The sequence below is a fragment of the Streptomyces sediminimaris genome (assembly GCF_047049295.1).
Taxonomy (GTDB): domain Bacteria; phylum Actinomycetota; class Actinomycetes; order Streptomycetales; family Streptomycetaceae; genus Streptomyces; species Streptomyces sediminimaris.
Window position 1 is genome coordinate 7,374,156 of the sequence record NZ_JBJWOT010000001.1, and the last position, 19,627, is coordinate 7,393,782.

A 19,627-nucleotide genomic window follows, 5' to 3' on the forward strand; every position below is an offset into this window, starting at 1 on the left:
GGCCGGCGAGCCGGGCCGACGAGCCGAGTCAGCGATGCGATTCCCTGAGAGGGCACAGCAGTTGAGCAGCGTACGTGGCAAGAAGATCCTGGTCACCGGGGGAGCGGGCACCATCGGCTCCAACCTCGTCGACCTCCTGGCCGAGGGCGGCGCCCGTGAGGTCGTCGTCCTGGACAACTTCGTGCGCGGACGGCGCGCCAACCTCGCCCGGGCCCTGCCCAGCGGGGTCGTGGAGGTCGTCGAGGGCGACGTCCGGGACGCCGGCACCGTACGGAAGGTCACCGAGGGCGCCGACCTGGTGTTCCACCTGGCCGCGATCCGCATCACCCAGTGCGCGGAGGAGCCCCGGCTGGCCAACGAGGTCCTGGTCGACGGCACCTTCAACGTCCTGGAGGCGGCGGCCGAGGCCGGCGTGGCCAAGGTGATCGCCTCCTCCTCGGCGTCCGTGTACGGCATGGCCGAGGACTTCCCGACCACCGAACGCCACCACCCCTACAACAACGACACCTTCTACGGCGCGGCGAAGGCCTTCAACGAGGGCATGCTGCGCAGCTTCCACGCCATGTACGGCCTGGACTACGTGGCGCTGCGCTACTTCAACGTCTACGGCCCCCGCATGGACATCCACGGCCTGTACACCGAGGTGCTGATCCGCTGGATGGAGCGCATCGAGGCGGGCGAGCCGCCGCTGATCCTCGGCGACGGCACGCAGACCATGGACTTCGTCGACGTCCGCGACATCGCCCGCGCCAACGTCCTGGCCGCCGAATCGGACCTGACCGACGAGGTGTTCAACATCGCCAGCGGTACGGAGACCTCCCTGAAGGAGCTGGCCGAGGGCCTGCTGGAGGCGATGGGCGCGACGGGTCTGGAGCCGGTGCACGGGCCCGCCCGCGCCGTCAACGGCGTGACCCGCCGCCTCGCCGACACCTCGCGGGCCGCCGACCGGCTCGGCTTCACGGCGCGGATCGACCTGCGTACGGGGCTGAAGGACCTGGTCGACTGGTGGCGCGCGGAGCGGTCCGCCACCGAGGAGGCGGCCCGGTGAGCACCGACCGCATCCCGGTGATGATCCCCTGGCTCGGCGAGGAGGAGGCCAAGGCCGCCTCCGACGCCGTGCTCTCGGGGTGGGTCGCGCAGGGCCCGAGGGTGGCCGCCTTCGAGAAGGCCTTCGCCGAACGCGTGGGCGCCGAGCACGCCGTCGCCGTCAGCTCCTGCACCACCGCCCTGCACCTCTCGCTCGTCGCGCTCGGCATCGGGCCCGGCGACGAGGTCGTGGTGCCCTCGCTGTCGTTCATCGCCACCGCCAACGCCGTCCGCCACGTCGGCGCCGAGCCGGTGTTCGCCGACGTCGACCCCGTCACCGGCAACCTGACGCCGGCCACCGTGGAGGCGGTGCGCACCCCGCGCACCGAGGCCGTCCTCGCCGTCCACCAGGGCGGCGTACCGGCCGACGTGCACGCGCTGCGCGCCGCCTGCGCCGAGTGGGACCTGCCGCTGGTGGAGGACGCGGCCTGCGCCATCGGCTCGACCGTGGGCGGCAAGCCCGTCGGGCACGGCGCGCTCCTGGCCGCCTGGTCCTTCCACCCCCGCAAGCTCCTCACCACGGGTGAGGGCGGCATGGTCACCACCGACGACGCCGAATGGGCGGCCCGCCTGCGCCGGTTGCGCGAGCACGGCATGAACGCCTCGGCGGCCGAGCGCCACGCCAGCGACAAGCCCGTCCTGGAGAGCTACCTGGAGGTCGGCTTCAACTACCGCATGACGGACGTCCAGGCCGCGATCGGCCTGGTCCAGCTCGGCAAGCTCGACGCGATGATCGCCCGCCGCCGCGAACTGGCCGCCCGCTACGAGCGGTTGCTGGGCGACGTGCCCGGCCTCACCCCCGTCCGTGATCCCGCGTACGGGCAGGGCAACTTCCAGTCGTACTGGGTGCTGCCGGCCGAGGACTTCCCCGTCGGCCGGGACGACCTGCTCGCCGCACTCGCCGACGCCGGCGTCTCCGCCCGGCGCGGGATCATGGCCGCGCACCTCGAACCCGCCTACGCGGGCCACCCGAGCGCGCCGCTGCCGGTCACCGAGCGCATCAGCCGCGACTCGCTGATCCTGCCGCTGTTCCACACCATGACCGAGGCCCAGCAGGACCGCGTCGTGGCCGTACTGCGCGAACAGGCCGGTGGATGAACGAACTCGTGATCGTCGGGGCGGGCGGCTTCGCCCGGGAGACCGCTCAGGCCGTGGCCGACGCGGGCCGGTTCCGGCTGCTCGGCCACCTCGACGACAACCCCGCCCTGCACGGCACCGAGGTGGACGGCGTGCCCGTGCTCGGCGGCTGCGACCTGGTCCGCGAACTGCCCGCCGCCCGGGTGGTGGTCTGCGTCGGCAACCCGCGGGACTACGCGGCCCGCGCCCGCCTGGTGAGCCGGCTCGCCCTGCCGGAGGACCGCTACGCCACCGTCGTCCATCCGACGGCGGCGGTGTCGGCGACCTCGCGGGTCGGCCGCGGCTCGGTGCTGCTCGCGCACTGCGTGCTGACCGCCGCCGTGCGGGTGGGCGCGCACGTGGCCGTGATGCCCCAGACCGTGCTCACCCACGACGACGTGGTCGAGGACTGCGCCACGCTCGCCTCCGGCGTCCGCCTGGGCGGCGGCGTACGACTCGGCCGCGGGGCCTATGTGGGCTCCGGCGCGCTGATCAGGGAAGGCACGACGATCGGCGCCTGGTCGCTGATCGGGATGGGCAGCGCCGTGCTCGGCGACGTACCGCCGGGCGAGGTCTGGGTGGGGAGCCCGGCCCGGCGGCTGCGCGCGGCGGACGCGCCCGCGCTCGACCGACTCGCGAAGCGGACCGACGACTTCGCGACGCACCACGCACTGGGGGGACCAGTCACATGAACCAGATTCCGCTTGTGGACCTCAAGGCGGCCCACGAGGAGGTCGCCGACGAGGTACGGGCCGGCTTCGACCGCGTCCTCGCCAACACCGCCTTCGTCGGCGGCGAGGAGGTCCGCCACTTCGAGCGCGAGTACGCCGGCTTCGGCGGCGTCGCGCACTGCGTGGGCGTCGCCAACGGCACCGACGCCGTCGAACTCGCCCTGCGCGCGAGCGGGGTGGGCCCCGGCGACGAGGTCGTGCTGCCCGCCAACACCTTCATCGCCACCGCCGGCGCGGTGGCCCGGATCGGCGCCCGCCCGGTCCTGGCGGACTGCCTGCCCGGCAGCCACCTGCTCGACCCGCGGGCCGCACTCGACGCGGTCACCCCCGCCACCCGCGCGGTCGTGCCCGTGCATCTCTACGGGCAGATGGCCGACGTGGCCGCCCTGACCGGTCAGCTGCCCGACGGCGTGGCGGTCGTGGAGGACGCGGCCCAGTGCCAGGGCGCGAGCCGCGACGGCCGCACCCCGGGCAGCGGCTCCGTCGCGGCCACCAGCTTCTACCCGGGCAAGAACCTCGGGGCCTACGGCGACGCGGGCGCGGTCCTCACCGACGACGAGGAACGCGCCGGCCTGGTGCGGGCGATCGCCAACCACGGCGGGGTCGCCAAGTACCGCCACGACGTGCCCGGGTTCAACAGCCGCCTGGACGGGCTGCAGGCCGTCGTCCTGCGGGCCAAGCTGGCCCGGCTCGCGGACGGCAACGCGGCCCGCCGGGCGGCCGCCGCCCGCTACGACGCGCTCCTCGCCGACCTGGTCCGGGCCGGCCGGGTCGTCCTGCCGGTCACCGCGCCCGGCAACGTCCACGTCTGGCACCTGTATGTGATCCAGGTCGCCGGCGCCGACCGCGACGACGTGGTCGGCAAGCTCAACGCCGAGGGCATCGGCGCCGGAGTGCACTACCCCGCCCCGGTCCACCTGACCCCGGCGTACCGCCATCTCGGCCACAGCCGCGGCGACTTCCCCAACGCGGAGCACGCGGCGGACCGGATCCTGTCGCTGCCGCTGTATCCGCAGATCACGCCCGACCAGCAGCAGCGCGTCGCCGACACGCTCACCGACGCGCTCACGGCCTGACCGGCCCCCGCAGTTTCGGCTCCACACCGGCCCCCGCGGGCCGGTCCAGCACAGCACCGCTGAGAGGTACTCATGAAACGTTGGAGCAGACGGATCAGAGGCGGGCGCCTCGCCGTCGTAGCGGCACTGATATTGGCGGTGCTCCCGCTGGCCGGGTCCGCGCAGGCGGCGTCCGATCCGTGCGGGTCGGGCTCGAACCCGATCGTGTGCGAGAACTCCAAGCCGGGCGCCCCGAAGACCGACTGGTTCGCGCCCAACGCCTACGGTGACATCCAGGGCTTCTCCACCAAGGAGAGCGTCCAGGCCGGTGACACCGTGCAGTTCAAGGTCCAGTCGAAGACGCCGTACAACGTCCAGATCTACCGTCTGGGCTGGTACGGCGGCGACGGCGCGCGCCAGATGTCGACCGCGGCCCAGGCGGCGGTGACGTATCCGGCCAACTACACCACCAAGCCCGCCAGTTGCACGACCAAGAACACCGGCCTGGTCGACTGCGGCAACTGGCCGGTGACGGCGAGCTGGACCGTGCCCGGCGACGCCGTGTCCGGCCTGTACATCGCGAACCTGTCGCAGACCGACGGCAACGGCCTGATGCCGTACCCCTTCGTCGTGCGCAACGACTCCAGCACCTCCGACATCGTCGTGCAGACCAGCGACCAGACCTGGCAGGCCTACAACGACTACGGCGGCCAGGACCTCTACGGGGGCCTCGGGCCCGCGCCGGACGGCCGCGCCTACGAGGTCAGCTACAACCGGCCGCTGGACATCGGCGGCGACAACGGCATCTACGGCTCCGAGTACATGATGCTCGCCTGGCTGGAGCGCAACGGCTACGACGTCAGCTACACCTCCGGCGTGGACGTGTCCTCGGCGAACGGCGCGACCCAGCTGGAGAAGCACAAGGTGTACCTGTCCTCGGGCCATGACGAGTACTGGACGCAGAGCCAGTACTCCAACGTCCTGGCGGCGCGGAAGGCAGGCGTGAGGCAGGGCTTCTTCAGCGGCAACGAGGTCTTCTGGAAGACCCGCCTCGCGCCGAGCATCGACGGCACCAACACCGCCGACCGCACCCTGGTCTGCTACAAGATGACCAAGATGGAGCAGAACAACGGCATCGCCGATCCCAGCGGGATCTGGACCGGCACCTGGATGGACCCCGCCAGCAAGAACTACGGGCAGGACTACCAGCCGCCGAACATCCTCACCGGCTCCATGTTCACCGTCAACGGCTACCGCAGCGACGCCATCACCGTCCCCGGCTCGTACGGCAGGAACCGGATCTGGCGCAACACCTCCATCGCCGACCTGACATCGAGCCAGACCGCCACGTTCCCGACCGGCACCCTCGGCTACGAGTGGGACAGCGACCTCGACAACAGCACCCGGCCAGCCGGCGCGATCGACGTGTCGTCGACGACGGTGGACATCAACGACGGCAAGCTCCGCATGGACTGGGGCAACGTCTACGGCAACGGCACGGCGACGCACAGCCTGGTCGAGTTCCGCGACCAGGACTCCGGGGCCCTGGTGTTCGGCACCGGAACCGTGCAGTGGTCGTGGGGCCTGACCGACGTCCCCACCTACAACCCCGCCGACACGGTGGTCACCGAGGACTCCCGGATGCAGCAGGCGACGCTGAACATCCTCGCCGACATGGGTGTCCAGCCCCTGACCCGGCAGAGCAACCTCGTCGCCGCGACGGCCTCCACCGACACCACCGGACCGGCCGTCACCGTGACCAGCCCGGCCTCCGGGACCACCGTCCCGGAGCTGAAGCCGGTCACCGTCAAGGGCACCGCCTCCGACAGCGGCGGCGTCGTGGCCCGCGTCGAGGTCTCCACCGACGGCGGCGCCACCTGGAAGGCCGCCAAGGGCCTGTCCTCGTGGACCTACACCTGGACCCCGACCAGCCCGGGCACCGCGGCCATCAAGGTCCGCGCGGTCGACGACAGCGTCAACATCGGCGCCGTCACCACCGTTCCGGTCACCGTCGGCCCCCAGGCGTGCCCCTGCACCATCTGGCCGGCCTCCGCCGTCCCCGGCACCGTGAACGGCGGCGACGGCAGCTCGCTGGAGCTGGGCGTCAAGTTCCGTACCACGGTGGCCGGTTCGATCACGGGGGTGCGCTTCTACAAGTCGCCCGCCAACACCGGCACGCACACCGGCAGCCTGTGGACCGCCTCCGGCACCCGCCTGGCCACCGGCACCTTCACGGGCGAGACCGCCTCGGGCTGGCAGCAGCTGAACTTCGCCACCCCGGTGGCGGTCAAGGCCAACACCACCTACGTCGCCTCCTACTTCGCGCCCAACGGCGGATACTCCTTCGACGGCGGCTACTTCACCGACAAGGACGCGGGCCTGGCCCCGCTGACGGGGCTGAAGTCGGGCACCGACGGCGGCAACGGCGTCTTCCACTACGGCTCGACCAGCGCCTTCCCGTCCTCGCAGTCCTCGGGCAGCAACTACTGGGTCGACGTGGTGCTGGACACCTCGACGGCCAGCACCACCCCGCCCACCGTCACCGCCACCTCCCCGACGTCCGGGGCGAGCGGCACGTCGATCACCGCACCGGTGTCGGCCACCTTCAGCGCGGCCGTCGACACCGACAACGTGACCTTCTCCCTGAAGGACGCGGGCGGCGCCACGGTGCCGGGGTCGCTGACGTTCCCCGCGGCGGACAAGGTGACCTTCACCCCGTCGACGCAGCTGGCGCTGCACACCACCTACACCGCCTCCGTCCAGGCGTCGGACGTGTGGGGCAACGCCATGACGGACCCGGTGACGTGGTCCTTCACCACCGATTCCACCCCGCCCGCGGTCACCTGCCCGTGCACCCTGTGGAGTTCCTCCGCGGTGCCGGCCACGACCGATGTGACCGGTGACGCCAACTCCGTGGAGCTGGGCACCCGGTTCACGTCCTCGGCGGACGGCTGGATCACCGGTGTCACCTTCTACAAGGGCACCGGCAACACGGGCACCCACACCGGCAGTCTGTGGTCGGACAACGGCACGCTGCTGGCCAGTGGGACCTTCACCAACGAGACGGCCTCCGGCTGGCAGACCCTGACCTTCGCCACCCCGGTGGCGGTCACCGCGGGCACTCCGTACGTCGTCTCCTACCACGCGCCGAACGGCAACTACGCGGTGGACGGCGGCTACTTCGCGGGCGCCCACCAGTCGTATCCGCTGACGGCCACGGCCGACACCACCGACCATCACAACGGGCTCTACCGCTACGGCGCCGATCCGGCCTTCCCCAGCGGTTCCTACGGATCCGCGAACTACTGGGTGGGGCCGGTCTTCACCGCCGACAACCCGAGCGCGTCCCTGGCGACGGCCAACGCCTCGGAGGCGACCGCGTCCTCGGTGGCGCACACCGCCGACTCGGCGAGCCCTCTGGTCATGACCGTGGGCAAGGCGGCCGCGGTGACGTCGGTCAAGGCGAGCGTGACCGTCGTCAAGGGCTCGAAGGCCGCCAGGAAGCTGCATGTGACGGCCGTCGTCTCCTACGACCGGGCGACCCACAAGGCGTCCGTCCACCTCTCCGCCCCCCTGCCGGACGGCACACGGTTCAAGGTCACGGTCACGGCGAGGGACAGGCACCGCCACCTGGTGAAGTCCCACAGCTGGACCCTGACCAGCAGGACCGTCGTGAAGAAAAAGAAGAACTGACCCGTCCGCACGCACCGTCGGTGGTCCGCGCGCGGCGCGGACCACCGACGGGGATTGGCTTCGACCGATGAGCAGCGTCAGTGTTGTGATCCCCTGCTACAAGTACGGCCACTTCCTCGCCGACTGCGTGCGCAGCGTCCTGGACGAGCAGGACGGCGTCGACGTCCGCGTACTCATCATCGACGACGCCTCGCCCGACGACTCGGCGGCGGCCGCGCAGAAGCTCGCCGCCTCCGACCCGCGCGTCGAGGTCCTCGTCCACGAGACCAACAAGGGCCATATCGCCACCTACAACGAGGGCCTCCTGGAGTGGGCCGACGGCGACTACGTGGCCCTGCTGTCCGCCGACGACCGGCTGGTGCCGGGCGCGCTGGTCCGCGCCGCCCGGCTGCTGGACGCCCACCCCGAGGCGGGCTTCGCCTACGGCCGCCCGCTGCGCTTCCAGCACGGCGGCCCCCTGCCCAGGGCCCGCACCCGGAGCACCGGTTCGGTCGTCTACCCCGGTGCCTGGTGGCTGGAGCGGCGCTTCCGCGAGGGCACCGGCTGCATCACCTCGCCGGAGGTCGTCGTCCGCACCGGCCTCCAGCGGAAGGTCGGCGGCTACGACCCGGCCCTGCCGCACGCCGGCGACATCGAGATGTGGATGCGGCTGGCCGCGCACGCCGACGTCGGCTACGTCCGCGGCGCCGACCAGGCCTTCTACCGCGTGCACGGCAGGAACATGTCGACCGTCGACTTCGGCGGCCAGCTCGACGACCTGCGCCAGCGCCTGGCCGCCTTCGACTCGGTGCTCGCCAAGTGCGCCGACCGGCTGCCCGAGGCCGACCGCCTGGCCGAGCAGGTCCACACCCGCCTCGCCCGTTTCGCCCTGCGCCGTGCCTACCGCGCATACGACCGGGGCCGTACCGGCGTCGTACCGGTCGAGGAGTGCGTGGCCTTCGCCGAGCGGTGCCTGCCCGGCTACCGGGCGCTGCCCGAGTACCGGGCGCTGCGGCTGCGCAGACGGATCGGGCCGAGGGTGATGCCCTGTCTGCAGCCGCTGGTGTGGTCGGCGGTGGCCGAGCGCGGGCGGGAGTGGCTGTGGTGGGAGTCCTGGAAGCGCCGCGGCATCTGATGAGCGATCAGTTCGGCCCGGCGGGCCGCTCAGCCGGTGACCGGAAGGGGTCCGGAGCTGCGCCGGCGGCCCCGCGGGGTCTTCCGGCGGCTCATCGCGTACCGGTCGAGCCACAGCGCGCCGATCACCCCGGCCGACAGCCCCAGCAGCGCGGTGCCCGCAAGACCCCGGCTCTTGCTGCCCCGCACCTCCGCGGCGCTCGGGGAGGTCAGCACGGAGGGGATGATGCGTGCCCCGGCCGGCACCCGCTGGGCGGTCTGCAACTGCTCGACGTGCCTGCTGTAGACGTCGACGATGCGGCGCACCGACGTCACCGCGGCGTCCGCGCTGGACGCCTGCGACTGCACCTGCAGGGACGGGATCAGGTACTGGGGCGTCGCACTCGTGCCGCTGTTGCGGGGGACGAGATGGTAGGTCCCCGTGACGCCGGCCGCGCGCAGTTCCGCGGCCCCGGCGGGGGAGCGCAGCTGCTGGACGACGCCGTAGGAGACCACGGCCAGCGGCGGCTGCAGGTTGGTGTACTGGTTGGGCTGGCTGCGCGTCACCGGCGGCTTGAGCACGACCACCGCCGAACCGACGTACTGCGGGGCGGGCCGGATGACGAAGTACGCCCCGGCCATCGTCAGCAGCAGCGCGCCCACCACCACGTACCAGCGGCGGAGCAGCGCGTCGGCGACGTTCCCAGGCGACATACGAGTTCCTTCCGTCACTGCCGATACTGGCAGGGCGCACGGTGGGATGCCACCGAACGGAGGGACGCATCGTGAGTCTTGGTGAGATATGGGCAATTCTGCGCCGACGGTGGTACTTCATGGTGCCCTTCACCGTGCTCAGCCTGATCGGCGGCGGGTATCTGTGGGTGACCGTCCCGGTCTCCTACGAGTCCCACAGCTCGGTCGCGCTGCTGGACTCCTCGGCCGTCGCCCGGCTGGCCCCCACCTTCGGCAACCCCATCTCGAACGCGGGCGGTTCCCTCATCGTGACCGCCGACGTGCTGATCAGGACGCTGCAATCGGCGGACGCCGCCAAGGAGTTGGCCGGGCGGGGCGTCACGGACAGCTACACGGCCGGCTTCGCGCCGGCGAGTGACAGCCCGCTGGTGGTGCTCAGCGTCACCGGCACCGACCGGGAGAAGGTGCTGAGGGAGACCAACACCCTGACCACCTTCGCCGGCGAGCAGCTCGACGCGCTGCAGGAAGCCGCCAAGGTCCCGCCCGCGTACGCCGTGCAGACCGCGCCCGTGGTGCTGCCGCAGACCCCGGTGGCCAAGTCCAAGAGCCGCTACCAGGGCGTCGCGGCCGTCATCATCCTGGGCGTGGTCAGCGCCTTCCTCCTGTCGATCCTGATGGAAGGCGTCTCGGTGGTCCGCCGCCGCTACCGGCAGGCGAGGCGGCCGAAGAAGCCCCGCGCCCCCCGGCGGATCCGCGCGGGCGTGCTCAGCCGGCGGGTCGACGCCACCGCGATCCTCACCGTCTACCTGGTGCTCGCCTTCTTCATCCCCTCCAACCTCGCCCTGCCCGCGCTCGGCGGCGTGGGCACCCCCGCCAACGTCTTCGCCCTGCTCGGCCTGATGTGGTACCTCGCGACCTGGCTCGGCGGCCGCATCCTGCCCGCCCCCGGCACCCGGCTCGTCCGGGTCGCCCTGTGCGTCCTCGGACTGGCCGTCCTCGCGGCCTACATCTCCGACGCCCTGCGCGAAAGCTCCCACGAGGAGGTCCTCGGAGCCGACCGCGGACTCATCGGATACCTGGTGTGGGTGTCGCTGGTCGTCCTGACCTCGGCGGCCGTGCAGGAGCGCGGCCGGCTGGACGTGCTGATGCGCCGGGTGGTCGTCATGGCGTCCGTCGTCGCGGCCATCGGCTTCTACGACTTCTTCGCCGCCACCAACATCGCCGACTCCATCCACATCCCCGGTCTGCAGACCAGCGTGGCCCAGGTCAGCGTCATGGACCGCGGCGCCTTCACCCGTCCGCGCGCCACCACGGCCCAACCGCTCGAGTTCGCGGGCATGCTGGCGATCCTGCTGCCCTTCGCCGTGCAGCAGGCCTTCGACCCGGTCCGCCGCCATCTGCACGTGCTGCGCCGCTGGGGTCCGGTGATCCTGATGGCCGGCGCGCTGCCCCTGTCGGTGTCACGGACGTCGATCATCGGACTGCTGCTGGTGGCGCTGGTGATGGTGCCGCGCTGGAAGCCGGTCCGGCGCTGGGCCGCGATCGGGGTGCTGACGGCCTCCGTCGCCGTCTTCAAGGTGCTCGTCCCCGGGCTGATCGGCACGATCACCGGCCTGTTCGCGTCGTTCCTGTCCAACTCCGACAGCAGCACCCAGGCCCGTACCGTGAAGTACAGCGCGATCGTGCCCTATCTGAAGGAACACCCGCTGTTCGGACGGGGCTTCGGCACCTTCACCCCGGACCTGTACTTCTTCACCGACAACCAGTACATGCTGGGCCTGGCCGAGATGGGCCTGCTCGGATTCGTCGCCCTGTTCGTCCTGTTCGTCACCGGCATCCACCAGGGCGGCTCGATCCGGCGGCTGGCCCGCACCGAGGCCGACCGCGAACTGGGCCAGGCGTTCTTCGCCTCGGCGCTGGTCGCCATGGTCAGCAGCGCCACCTTCGACTCCCTCAGCTTCCCCATGTTCGCCGGGATGTTCTTCCTGACGCTGGGGGCGGGGGCCAGTTACCTGGGCTTCATCCGGCGCGATGCGGCCGCCGCCCTGCCCGGCCCCCGCACGACCCCGGAAGCCGAGCTCGACCGACTGGTGGAGTCCCGATGAGCACGTCCGTCGCCGTCATCGTCGTCACCTGGAACAGCGCCCCGGTACTCCCCGGCTTCCTCGCCGCGCTCCCCGAGGGCATGGCCGGCCTCGACTGGCACCTCGTCGTCGCCGACAACGACTCCGCCGACGGCACCGTGGACCTCGTCAGGACCCTCGCCCCCGGTGCCACGATCGTCCGGACCGGCCGCAACGCCGGGTACGCGGCCGGGGTCAACGCGGCGCTGGACGCCGCCGGTCCGGTGCGGGCCGCCCTGATCTGCAACCCCGACGTCCGGATGCGGCAGGGGTGTGCGAAACGGCTGGTCGACGGTCTCGGGGCGGACGCGGGGATCGTGGTGCCCCTGCTGTACGAGGAGGGCGGGAGCACTCCCCATCACTCACTGCGCCGGGAGCCGAGCGTGCTGCGGGCCCTCGGCGAGGCGGTCATCGGCAATCGCCGGGCCGGCCGCTTCCCGGCCCTGAGCGAGCTGGTGACCGACCCGGCCGCCTACCGGCGGGCCACGCGCGCGGACTGGGCGACGGGCGCGCTGATGGCGGTCTCGGCGGACTGCCTCGCCGCGTGCGGCCGTTGGGACGAGTCCTTCTTCCTCTACTCGGAGGAGACGGAGTACTGCCTGCGCGCGCGGGACGCGGGCCACCCGACGCGGCTGGAGCCGACCGCCGAGGCGGTGCACCTGGGAGGAGACTCCCAGGTCTCCCCCCGGCTCTGGACCCTGCTCACGCTGAACCGCGTGCGGCTGTACGGGCGTCGCCACGGCGCCGTGGCGACCGCTGCCTTCCGCGGTGCGGTACTCCTGCGCGAGGCGTCACGGGCGGCCCTCGGCAGGAAGGCGAGCCGGGCGGCGGCGGGGGCCCTGCTCCGGCCGGGGGCGCTGAGGGCTACGCCGGGCCCGTGACCCGCTCGCGGGAGCCCGGGCCGGCTACCGCCACCGGTTTCCGGACGCGTTCGGTCTCGTCCTGCACGAGCAGGGAGAGCAGCGCGGTGACGGAGAGGCCGGCTTCCGCCGGGTGGCGCAGCACCTTGTCCGACTCGACGCGGTAGGTGTTCGTGCGCCCCTCGCGGGTGCGGGAGAGGTAACCGTCCTGCTCGAGATCGGAGATGATCCGCTGGACGGCGCGCTCCGTCAGACGGCAGTGGGCCGCGATGTCGCGGATGCGGACGTTCGGGTCATCGGCGATGGCGGCCAGCACCCGCGCGTGGCTGGTGATGAACGTCCATCCGGTGTGAGGTTCGGGCACTCCAACCATGACCCGCATTTTAGGGGCCGGCGTTGCCGGAACCCAGATGCATGACATATTTTTCAGGTAACTGCTGACATGCTTCGCGAGGAAGAGCCACGGAAGGAGCCTGAGGGTGTCCTGGGATGAGGCCGTCATGCCGAGGGTCGGGAGCAGCACCGAGGAGGAGTGCCGCCCGGGCCGGGCCGGCGAGCACGCCCCGGACACCACGGTGATCCACTACGAACGGCGTGGCGTCCGGGTCGTCGCGGCTCACGGCTCCTACGACACGCACTCGATCACGCCGCTGACGGCCGCCCTGGACACCGCCGCGAGGGAGCGTGCGAAGGTGGTCCTGGACGCTTCCGGCATCGCCTTCGCGGACTCGGCGCTGCTCAATCTGCTGATCCGCACCCACCGGGCGGCCACCCTGCGCGTGGCCGCGCCGCGCCGGCAGCTGCGGCGGCTCTTCGAACTCACCGGACTCGACGAGGTCCTGCAGACACGGGAGACGGTGGACGACGCCGTCGTCTCGTGAGCGGGGTGCCGGTCCCGCGCCCGTCACCCCGGACGGGACGGCCGCCCCGGCGGCGGCCGGAGCCCGGGAACTCGGGAGCCCCGGGCTCCGGCGCTCGTCCTGCGGCCCTGTCCGAGGAGGGGACTCGACGGCCGCGAGGACATCCTGCGCGTGAGGCCCCGGAAGGGCGGGCCGCACGCACACCACGGCCACCGTCAGCGCCGACTCCGGCGGTGGTCGCGCCGGTCCGCCTACCCCGGTTCCCCTCCTTCATGCTGTGGCCGGCGGACGAGGCGGCAGGCCGTGGCCGACGGGCGGGCGGTCGCGGTGACGCCGCCCGCCGGCCGTCGGGTAATCGGACGGTATTGCCCCGGGTATATCGCGTCCAACCATGGTCACTCGCGCGCGCTCACCGTGCCGCCGGGAGGCAGGATGTACCTACGGTCAGGCAGCGGCCGTGCCGGTCCGGTGCCCCCGGGACCGGTGCCCCCGTACGACGCCCGCGTCGGACCGGACCGTGGAGCGAGGCAAGATGACGACCCGTTCTCCGTTGTTGGTGCTGTCGACCACCGACCAGGTGACAGTGGTCTGCCTGGCGGGCCGGCTGGACAGCGACGTCTGCACCCAGCTGGCCCAGGAGCTCAAGCGGCACCTGGACCGGGCCGCGCGACGCGGGCAGCGGCTGGTGCTGGACATGGCCGGCGTCCGGTCGCTCGGTGCCGCGGCCTGCCGCACGCTCCGCCTCGCGACCGACCACCTCACCCAGGAGCCGGCACTGGTGATCGCGGCGCCGCCCGCGGTCCGCGGAGTGCTGGAGTCCGCGCGCCCGCCGGGCGTCCGCCTGCACGACACGCTCGTCGACGCGCTGACCTCCCTGCCCCGGCCGCCGGCCCCGCAGAGCTCGCTGGGCGCGTGGCAGCTCGGGAACCTCTCGGCCGAGGGCGACAGTCTCCGGGACGAGGTGTTTGGCCTGCGGGCCAAGGCCCGTACCACCGGCCTCATCGGGGTGGCCCAGGGCATGCTCATGACGCGGTACGGCCTGCCCGGGCCGGCCGCCGCCTTCGCCCTGCTCCGCAGCGCCTCCCAGCAGTTCAACGTGCCGTTGCGGGTCGTCGCCTCCGCTGTCGTCGCGGCCCCGCCGCCCAGGAGCCACGACCAGTGGTTCCCCGGACGCACCACCCACTCCGCACGGCCCGACATCGCCTTCCTGTCCGCGTACGGCGGTGACGCCGGGGACCGGGGGCACGTACTCGCCGCGGCCCTGCACGAGGCGATCGCCCTCTCCGGCGCGGACGCGGGCGAAGTGCACCTCACCGACCCGGCACAGGACGACGCCCTCTTCCTCGAACAGCACCGCGGACTCGGCGCCGCCTACTGGGACCAGGTCGCCCTGGTCACCGGACCCCCCGTCGTCTGCGCCCGGGCACAGCGCGAGCGGGCGCCCGTCACGGTGCCCGACGTCGCCGCGGACCCCGGTCTGTCGGCTCACCCGGCGGGCCGGGCCCTGCTGGAGACCGACAGCCGCGCGGTCCACAGCATGCCGCTGCTCACGGGCGACGGGCGCTGCACAGGCACCGTGACGCTGCACCGGGCCGAGCCGGGATCCTGGCTGACGGGCCCGCGGCAGCACGCGCTCGGCGCGCTCATGGCCGACATCGCGGCCTGGCGCTCCTGGTACCGGCGCACCACGGTCCTCGATGCCCTCGAATACCTTCACCAGCACCACCGGCCGGAGCCGGGCCCCGGCGACCGCGCCTGAGCCTCATGGGCCGGAGACGGGCGGACCGGCCGGGTGCGGCGGAGGCCGGCGCCGCACCCGGCCGGTCCGCCCGAGCACCCCTCCCCGCGCCCCGTGACCGTGGAGGCGGGCCGGCACCGGCCGGACGGCGGGGAACCGCGGAGCGCCTCGGCCCGCCTCGTGCGCGCCGGGCACACCCACGCCCACCACCCGGGCGCCGCACCCCTCGCCGACGTCCCGTTCCGCGCCGGGCGTGCCCCGCACTGGCCGCACTGGTTCCGGGCGCGGCCGCGCCCGGCCTCACCAGGTCGTGTAGAAACTCGCCGGGTTGACCAGGTACCGCACGGTGGCGTGCGGCACGTGGCGCAGCGTGTGGCCGCGGCTGTAGCGGTAGATCAGCTCCCAGTCCTCGCGCGGAAGCACCTTCGGTGTGCGGCGCAGCCGGCTGAAGCGCAGGGCGCTGTCGCGGCGCGCGACGAACGCGTTGGTGTCCAGGAAGGACTCGCGTGCGGCCCGGTGGCGGTCGAACGGCACGGAGAGGGTGTCGTGCTCGGTGCCGTCCGGCAGGACCCGGCGCAGGGCCGTGTAGACGCCGTCGGGTCCGCCGGGAGCGTCCAGGACCGCCAGCGCCCGTTCCAGGTGGTCGGGTTCCCACAGGTTGTCGTCGTCGAGGAAGGCCACGTACCGGGAGCGGGTCAGGCGGATGCCCACGTTCCGTACGACTCCGGCCACGCCGGTGTTGCGCGACAGCGAGACGGCGAACAGGCGTGGGTCGTCCGGGAGACCGGGCAGGCCGGCGCCGTCGTCCACGACGATGACGACCTGGTCGCGGACCGTCTGGGCCAGGGCGGAGCGCACCGCCGCCCGCACTTCCCCGGGACGGCGGTGCGTGGCGATGACCGTCGCGACGAGGGCAGGGGGAGCGGCCGCGGTCACGGCCGCGAGGCGGCGGGCCTCGGCCGCTTCGAGGCGGCGCAGCCTCAGCGCGGCGGGCGCGAGCAGGACCTTGTTGCGCAGTTCGAACAGCACCAGCCAGCCGAAGGCGTGCTTGAGGAGTTCCCAGGGGGCGCGGGCGAGGCGTCTCATGACCCTCCTCCTCAGCCGGCCGGCTCGGGGGTGACCGGGGTGCCGTCGGCGTAGCGGTTGCCGCGCCAGACGTTGCCGGGACCGGGGTTCCAGGCCGTGACGGAGCCGTAGACGCCGGAGTTGGGGTGGTAGCGCGTGGAGAAGACGTTGTCCGTGACCGTGATCCCGCCGGCCCCGTCACCGCCTCCGTAGAGGGCGTACGCGCCGCCCGCCAGCAGGTTGCCGTCGATGACGGTGTTGGAGACGTGGCCGGTGTCGGCGAACAGGCCGATGCTCGCGGACGCTCCCCGGTCGACGCCGACCGGGTTGAGCAGTGTGTTGTGGCGGATGACCAGCTTGCCGGTGTTGCCGCCGCCGCTGATCACGGCGTCGGTGTGCTGCCATTCGCCGCCGGCGTTGCGGAAGGGGACGAGGCCGTGGACGTAGTTGTCGTGGATGTCGCCCTGGCCCATGGACAGGGCGTTGCCGAAGACGGAGATGTCGCACCAGCCCACCTCGATGGAGCCGGCGCCCATGTTGGAGACGGCGTAGTCCACGCCGCCGTTGTCGGGACCCTTGCCGGGCACGGCGGTGATGGTGGTGTGCAGGATGCGCAGACCGTGGTGGCCGGGGCGCAGGTTGACACCCCACCAGTTGGCGGAGGTGATCCTGGAGTCGATGATGGTGACGTCGTCGGCGTAGACGTCCAGCGACCCGGTGATGTCCCAGCCCTTGATGACCATGCCGTCGGTCCGGACGCTCATGTTGCCCGTGGCGTGCGGCTCGAGGCGGGTCCGTGGGCCGGTGGTGCGGGCGTCGGGGAACCCGGCTTCCAGGGACGTCACGGCGGTGGAGCGGGCCGAGGGCTTCGCACCGGGTGAGGCGGCGGAAGCCGAGCCGCGGGGGCTCGCACCGGGTGAGGCCGGCGCGGAAGGGGCGGCGCCGGAGGTCTCCGCGGCGGGCGGCCGGTCATGGGTGCTCGGCGGGTGCGGGAGCGGGGAGGGGCCGGCGGCCCCGGAGCAGCCGGCGGTCAGCAGCACCAGGGCCAGGCCGGCGAGCAGGCGTCCGAGGCGTGTCACACCGCCTCCGGGGTCCGGGCGCCGCGCAGGCGGCGGAGGCCGGGCAGGACGCACACCGCGTAACCGGCCGACGCGAGCGTGCCGATGGCGAACAGCGCGGGGACACCGTCGCCGAGCAGCCGTTTCGCGGCGAGGAGCACCAGGGTCATCACGATTCCCCCGAGGAAGGGCCGGGCACAGGCCCTGGCGATGTGGGCGAGGCCGATCCCGGCCCGGCCGAGGGCGTGCAGGAACACCGGCACGACCAGCACGGCGCCGACCAGGACATGGCCCTGGGAGACGCCGACGATGCCGCCCACCCGGGCACCGGCGATCAGGACGGGGACCAGGGCGACGACCCACAGCCCCTGGACCAGGACGAGGGAGCGGCGCTGTCCGGTGGCGACCAGGCAGTCGTAGGCGAGTTCGCAGCCGATGCGGATCAGGCCCAGGACCATCAGCCAGGGCAGGGCGTGGGCGGCGGGCAGCCACGTGTCGCCGTAGACGAGCTGCACGACGGGGCCGGCGAGGCCGCCGAGCAGGACGCACAGCGGCACGGTGCCGGTGACCAGCACCCCGAGGGCCCGGCTGAAGCCCTCGGCGAGGGCCCGCGGGGAGTCGGCGAGGCGGGAGAAGCCGGCGAACGAGACACGCCGGGCCGCCTCGGAGATGACCCGGACCGGCCAGCCGGACATGTTGAACGCCAGGACGTAGAAGCCGAGGGCGACGCCGCCGAGGGTGGAGCCGACGACCATGGTGTCCACGTTGACGACCGCGAGCGCGAGCAGGCTCGCGCCGGCCAGCGGCAGCCCGAACCGCAGCAGTGCGCGGGCCTGTTCGCGGTCCCAGCCGAAGCGCAGGGTGCCGGGGGCGGCGAGGGCGCAGCCGACGAGCGCGGCGGCGTTGCCCGCGACGGCGCCCCAGGCGAAGCTCATCGCGCCCCAGCCGGCGAAGGCCAGCAGCAGCGTCACGGCGGTACTGAGGACGAAGTTGAGCGCGTCGATGGCCATCCGCCTGCCCTGCGCGAACTCCCGGGTGAGGAAGCCCGCGGGCACCTGCGCGATCCCGTCGATCACCAGGCACAGGCACATGACCCGCAGCACGCCCGTGGCGTGGGGCGAGTCGAGCAGCCCGGCCACCGCCGGCGCCGAGGCGAACAGCGCGACGTAGAGGAGGCCGCTGGTGGCGGTCGCCAGGGTCAGTACGGTCGGCGCGAACCGGCGCGGATCGCCCTCCCAGCGGACGATGGCCAGGCTGACGCCCAGTTCGTTCGCCGAGAGCAGGACCAGCAGCACGGTCTGGGCGATGCCGTAGACACCCCACTCGGCCGGTCCCAGGGCGAAGCGCGCCAGCAGGATGCCGGTGGCGAAGTTGCCCAGCCGCATGACCACGGTGTTGATCAGGCTCCAGCGGGCCGCCGAACGGACCTTGCTCCCGAGGGAGCCGTCGGCGGGGGCGCCGCCGGCCGGCTCAGCGGGTCCGCCGGCCGGGGAAGGCCGGCTCTCCGCGGGGTCCGCGTGCGCCGCGGATGCCGTCGCAGACGCCCCGCCCGCCTCAGATCTCTCGCTGCCGGGTGTGCGGACGCTGTCCATGAGTCGACTCCTCGTCGAGCGGCTCGGCGGGCGCCACGGCCGTGGCGGACCGCCCGGACCCCGGCTGTGCGGACCCCCGGTTCCCGGCGGTGCGCGACCAGGCGGGCGGACGCCTGAGGGCGATCGTCTGCTCCGCGACCGGCTCCCCGGTCGCCGATCCGGCGGCGGTGACCGGCTCCCCGGGTCCCCCGGGCGGTACGGCCTCCTCCGGCGCGGCCGGTGTGCGCGGCCGCCGGCGCGCCTCCACGTAGAAGACGGCGACCAGGCTCAGCACCAGGCCCAGACCTCCGGCCATGACCGTGTATTCGAGCCGCGTCTTGGTCTGTGCCACCGGGTTCTGGGGCGGCACGATCGTCGTCATGCGGATCATGGCCCTGGAGGCGACCTTCTGCTCCTTCTGGAACTGATACAGCCGGTCCTTGGCGTACGACGTCAGGATCTTGTCCGAGGCGAGGACGGCGGCCTTGTCGGTGCCGGTGACGGTGAGCCACATCAGCGGGCCCTGCGCGTTGTCCGCGAGCTTGGCGTCGAACGTGCCCCTGGCGCCACGGGCCTTGAGGTCGCGCAGCGAGTCGTCGGAGTTGAGGTTGCGCGCCAGGCTGTCGGCCATGCCCGTCAGCGAGGTCTGGGTGCTGAGGAAGGGGTTGCCGTCGTAGGCCGTGGTGGCCTTCTGGGAGTTGAGCAGGACCACCGTGCTCTGCGACTGGTAGGTGACCGGGACCGTGGTGAGCACGCCGGCGATCAGGCCGGCGGTCAGCACAAGCCCGGGCAGCAGGACGTACCAGCGCCTGCGCATCACCCGGAAGATCTCAGCGAGATCCATGGTGGTCCCCCCTAGCGACCAGACGTTCGACGAGCATATGTT

At 72.8% G+C, this 19,627-nt stretch carries 16 protein-coding genes; 10 read left to right on the forward strand and 6 right to left on the reverse strand.

All coding sequences use genetic code 11. The annotated features are described in order from the left end of the window. Positions 1-61: 61 nt before the first annotated feature. The 6 genes from ACJ9NR_RS33800 to ACJ9NR_RS33825 all read left to right on the forward strand — a co-directional run bounded on the left by ACJ9NR_RS33800 (position 62) and on the right by ACJ9NR_RS33825 (position 8,795). A complete protein-coding gene (locus ACJ9NR_RS33800; protein WP_412490873.1) occupies positions 62-1,048 on the forward strand; it encodes an NAD-dependent epimerase/dehydratase family protein in 987 nt (328 codons plus the stop codon). Next, on the forward strand, positions 1,045-2,184 hold the full coding sequence (locus ACJ9NR_RS33805) for a DegT/DnrJ/EryC1/StrS family aminotransferase (protein WP_412490872.1): 1,140 nt from the start codon (positions 1,045-1,047) through the stop codon (positions 2,182-2,184). Before ACJ9NR_RS33800 ends, ACJ9NR_RS33805 begins: the two co-directional genes overlap by 4 nt. Next, a complete protein-coding gene (locus tag ACJ9NR_RS33810; RefSeq protein ID WP_412490871.1) occupies positions 2,181-2,894 on the forward strand; it encodes a NeuD/PglB/VioB family sugar acetyltransferase in 714 nt (237 codons plus the stop codon). Before ACJ9NR_RS33805 ends, ACJ9NR_RS33810 begins: the two co-directional genes overlap by 4 nt. After that, complete coding sequence (locus tag ACJ9NR_RS33815; RefSeq protein WP_412490870.1) at positions 2,891-4,009, forward strand: DegT/DnrJ/EryC1/StrS family aminotransferase; 1,119 nt, start codon at positions 2,891-2,893, stop codon at positions 4,007-4,009. The genes ACJ9NR_RS33810 and ACJ9NR_RS33815 overlap by 4 nt, the downstream gene beginning before the upstream one ends. A 138-nt stretch (positions 4,010-4,147) precedes the next feature. Further along, positions 4,148-7,681: a DUF4082 domain-containing protein gene (locus ACJ9NR_RS33820; RefSeq protein ID WP_412490869.1), complete on the forward strand. Its 3,534-nt coding sequence runs from the start codon at positions 4,148-4,150 to the stop codon at positions 7,679-7,681. 67 nt (positions 7,682-7,748) lie between these two features. After that, positions 7,749-8,795 (forward strand): glycosyltransferase, encoded by a 1,047-nt coding sequence (locus ACJ9NR_RS33825; protein WP_412490868.1) that lies wholly within the window; start codon positions 7,749-7,751, stop codon positions 8,793-8,795. Positions 8,796-8,824: 29 nt separating this feature from the next. Here the strand turns inward: ACJ9NR_RS33825 and ACJ9NR_RS33830 are convergent, their stop codons facing one another. Further along, on the reverse strand, positions 8,825-9,487 hold the full coding sequence (locus tag ACJ9NR_RS33830; protein ID WP_412490867.1) for a hypothetical protein: 663 nt from the start codon (positions 9,485-9,487) through the stop codon (positions 8,825-8,827). Positions 9,488-9,606: 119 nt separating this feature from the next. Between ACJ9NR_RS33830 and ACJ9NR_RS33835 the strand changes: the two genes are divergently transcribed. Then, positions 9,607-11,571, forward strand: coding sequence for an O-antigen ligase family protein (locus ACJ9NR_RS33835; protein ID WP_412490866.1), 1,965 nt, complete (start codon positions 9,607-9,609; stop codon positions 11,569-11,571). Then, a complete protein-coding gene (locus ACJ9NR_RS33840) occupies positions 11,568-12,470 on the forward strand; it encodes a glycosyltransferase family 2 protein (RefSeq protein ID WP_412490865.1) in 903 nt (300 codons plus the stop codon). The genes ACJ9NR_RS33835 and ACJ9NR_RS33840 overlap by 4 nt, the downstream gene beginning before the upstream one ends. On the opposite strand, the gene ACJ9NR_RS33845 is transcribed toward ACJ9NR_RS33840, so the two are convergent. Continuing rightward, entirely contained in the window at positions 12,454-12,822 is a 369-nt protein-coding gene (locus ACJ9NR_RS33845; RefSeq protein ID WP_412490864.1) for a helix-turn-helix transcriptional regulator, read from the reverse strand. The genes ACJ9NR_RS33840 and ACJ9NR_RS33845 overlap by 17 nt on opposite strands. A gap of 106 nt (positions 12,823-12,928) precedes the next feature. Here ACJ9NR_RS33845 and ACJ9NR_RS33850 point away from each other — a divergent pair, with 106 nt between their 5' ends. Next, a complete protein-coding gene (locus ACJ9NR_RS33850) occupies positions 12,929-13,330 on the forward strand; it encodes an STAS domain-containing protein (protein WP_412490863.1) in 402 nt (133 codons plus the stop codon). Between the two features lie 511 nt (positions 13,331-13,841). After that, the gene (locus ACJ9NR_RS33855) at positions 13,842-15,068 is read left to right on the forward strand and encodes an ANTAR domain-containing protein (protein ID WP_412490862.1); all 1,227 of its coding nucleotides are present in this window, start codon (positions 13,842-13,844) and stop codon (positions 15,066-15,068) included. A gap of 279 nt (positions 15,069-15,347) precedes the next feature. On the opposite strand, the gene ACJ9NR_RS33860 is transcribed toward ACJ9NR_RS33855, so the two are convergent. Genes ACJ9NR_RS33860 through ACJ9NR_RS33875 form a run of 4 tightly spaced genes read right to left on the reverse strand, consistent with a single transcriptional unit; the run spans position 15,348 to position 19,585 of the window. Continuing rightward, positions 15,348-16,133 (reverse strand): glycosyltransferase family 2 protein, encoded by a 786-nt coding sequence (locus ACJ9NR_RS33860; protein WP_412490861.1) that lies wholly within the window; start codon positions 16,131-16,133, stop codon positions 15,348-15,350. 11 nt (positions 16,134-16,144) lie between these two features. Then, entirely contained in the window at positions 16,145-17,191 is a 1,047-nt protein-coding gene (locus tag ACJ9NR_RS33865; RefSeq protein ID WP_412490860.1) for a hypothetical protein, read from the reverse strand. Then, entirely contained in the window at positions 17,188-18,762 is a 1,575-nt protein-coding gene (locus tag ACJ9NR_RS33870) for an oligosaccharide flippase family protein (RefSeq protein WP_412490859.1), read from the reverse strand. The genes ACJ9NR_RS33865 and ACJ9NR_RS33870 overlap by 4 nt, the downstream gene beginning before the upstream one ends. Then, positions 18,725-19,585, reverse strand: coding sequence for a YveK family protein (locus ACJ9NR_RS33875; protein WP_412490858.1), 861 nt, complete (start codon positions 19,583-19,585; stop codon positions 18,725-18,727). The genes ACJ9NR_RS33870 and ACJ9NR_RS33875 overlap by 38 nt, the downstream gene beginning before the upstream one ends. Positions 19,586-19,627: the final 42 nt, after the last annotated feature.

Excerpts from the sequence above, each read along its gene's own strand:
- ACJ9NR_RS33810 (WP_412490871.1), top strand. The coding sequence starts at position 2,181 with ATGAACGAACTCGTGATCGTCGGGGCGGGCGGCTTCGCCCGGGAGACC.
- ACJ9NR_RS33815 (WP_412490870.1), top strand. The coding sequence starts at position 2,891 with ATGAACCAGATTCCGCTTGTGGACCTCAAGGCGGCCCACGAGGAGGTC.
- ACJ9NR_RS33825 (WP_412490868.1), top strand. The coding sequence starts at position 7,749 with ATGAGCAGCGTCAGTGTTGTGATCCCCTGCTACAAGTACGGCCACTTC.
- ACJ9NR_RS33830 (WP_412490867.1), bottom strand. The coding sequence starts at position 9,487 with ATGTCGCCTGGGAACGTCGCCGACGCGCTGCTCCGCCGCTGGTACGTG.
- ACJ9NR_RS33835 (WP_412490866.1), top strand. The coding sequence starts at position 9,607 with ATGGTGCCCTTCACCGTGCTCAGCCTGATCGGCGGCGGGTATCTGTGG.
- ACJ9NR_RS33840 (WP_412490865.1), top strand. The coding sequence starts at position 11,568 with ATGAGCACGTCCGTCGCCGTCATCGTCGTCACCTGGAACAGCGCCCCG.
- ACJ9NR_RS33845 (WP_412490864.1), bottom strand. The coding sequence starts at position 12,822 with ATGGTTGGAGTGCCCGAACCTCACACCGGATGGACGTTCATCACCAGC.
- ACJ9NR_RS33855 (WP_412490862.1), top strand. The coding sequence starts at position 13,842 with ATGACGACCCGTTCTCCGTTGTTGGTGCTGTCGACCACCGACCAGGTG.
- ACJ9NR_RS33860 (WP_412490861.1), bottom strand. The coding sequence starts at position 16,133 with ATGAGACGCCTCGCCCGCGCCCCCTGGGAACTCCTCAAGCACGCCTTC.
- ACJ9NR_RS33870 (WP_412490859.1), bottom strand. The coding sequence starts at position 18,762 with ATGGACAGCGTCCGCACACCCGGCAGCGAGAGATCTGAGGCGGGCGGG.
- ACJ9NR_RS33875 (WP_412490858.1), bottom strand. The coding sequence starts at position 19,585 with ATGGATCTCGCTGAGATCTTCCGGGTGATGCGCAGGCGCTGGTACGTC.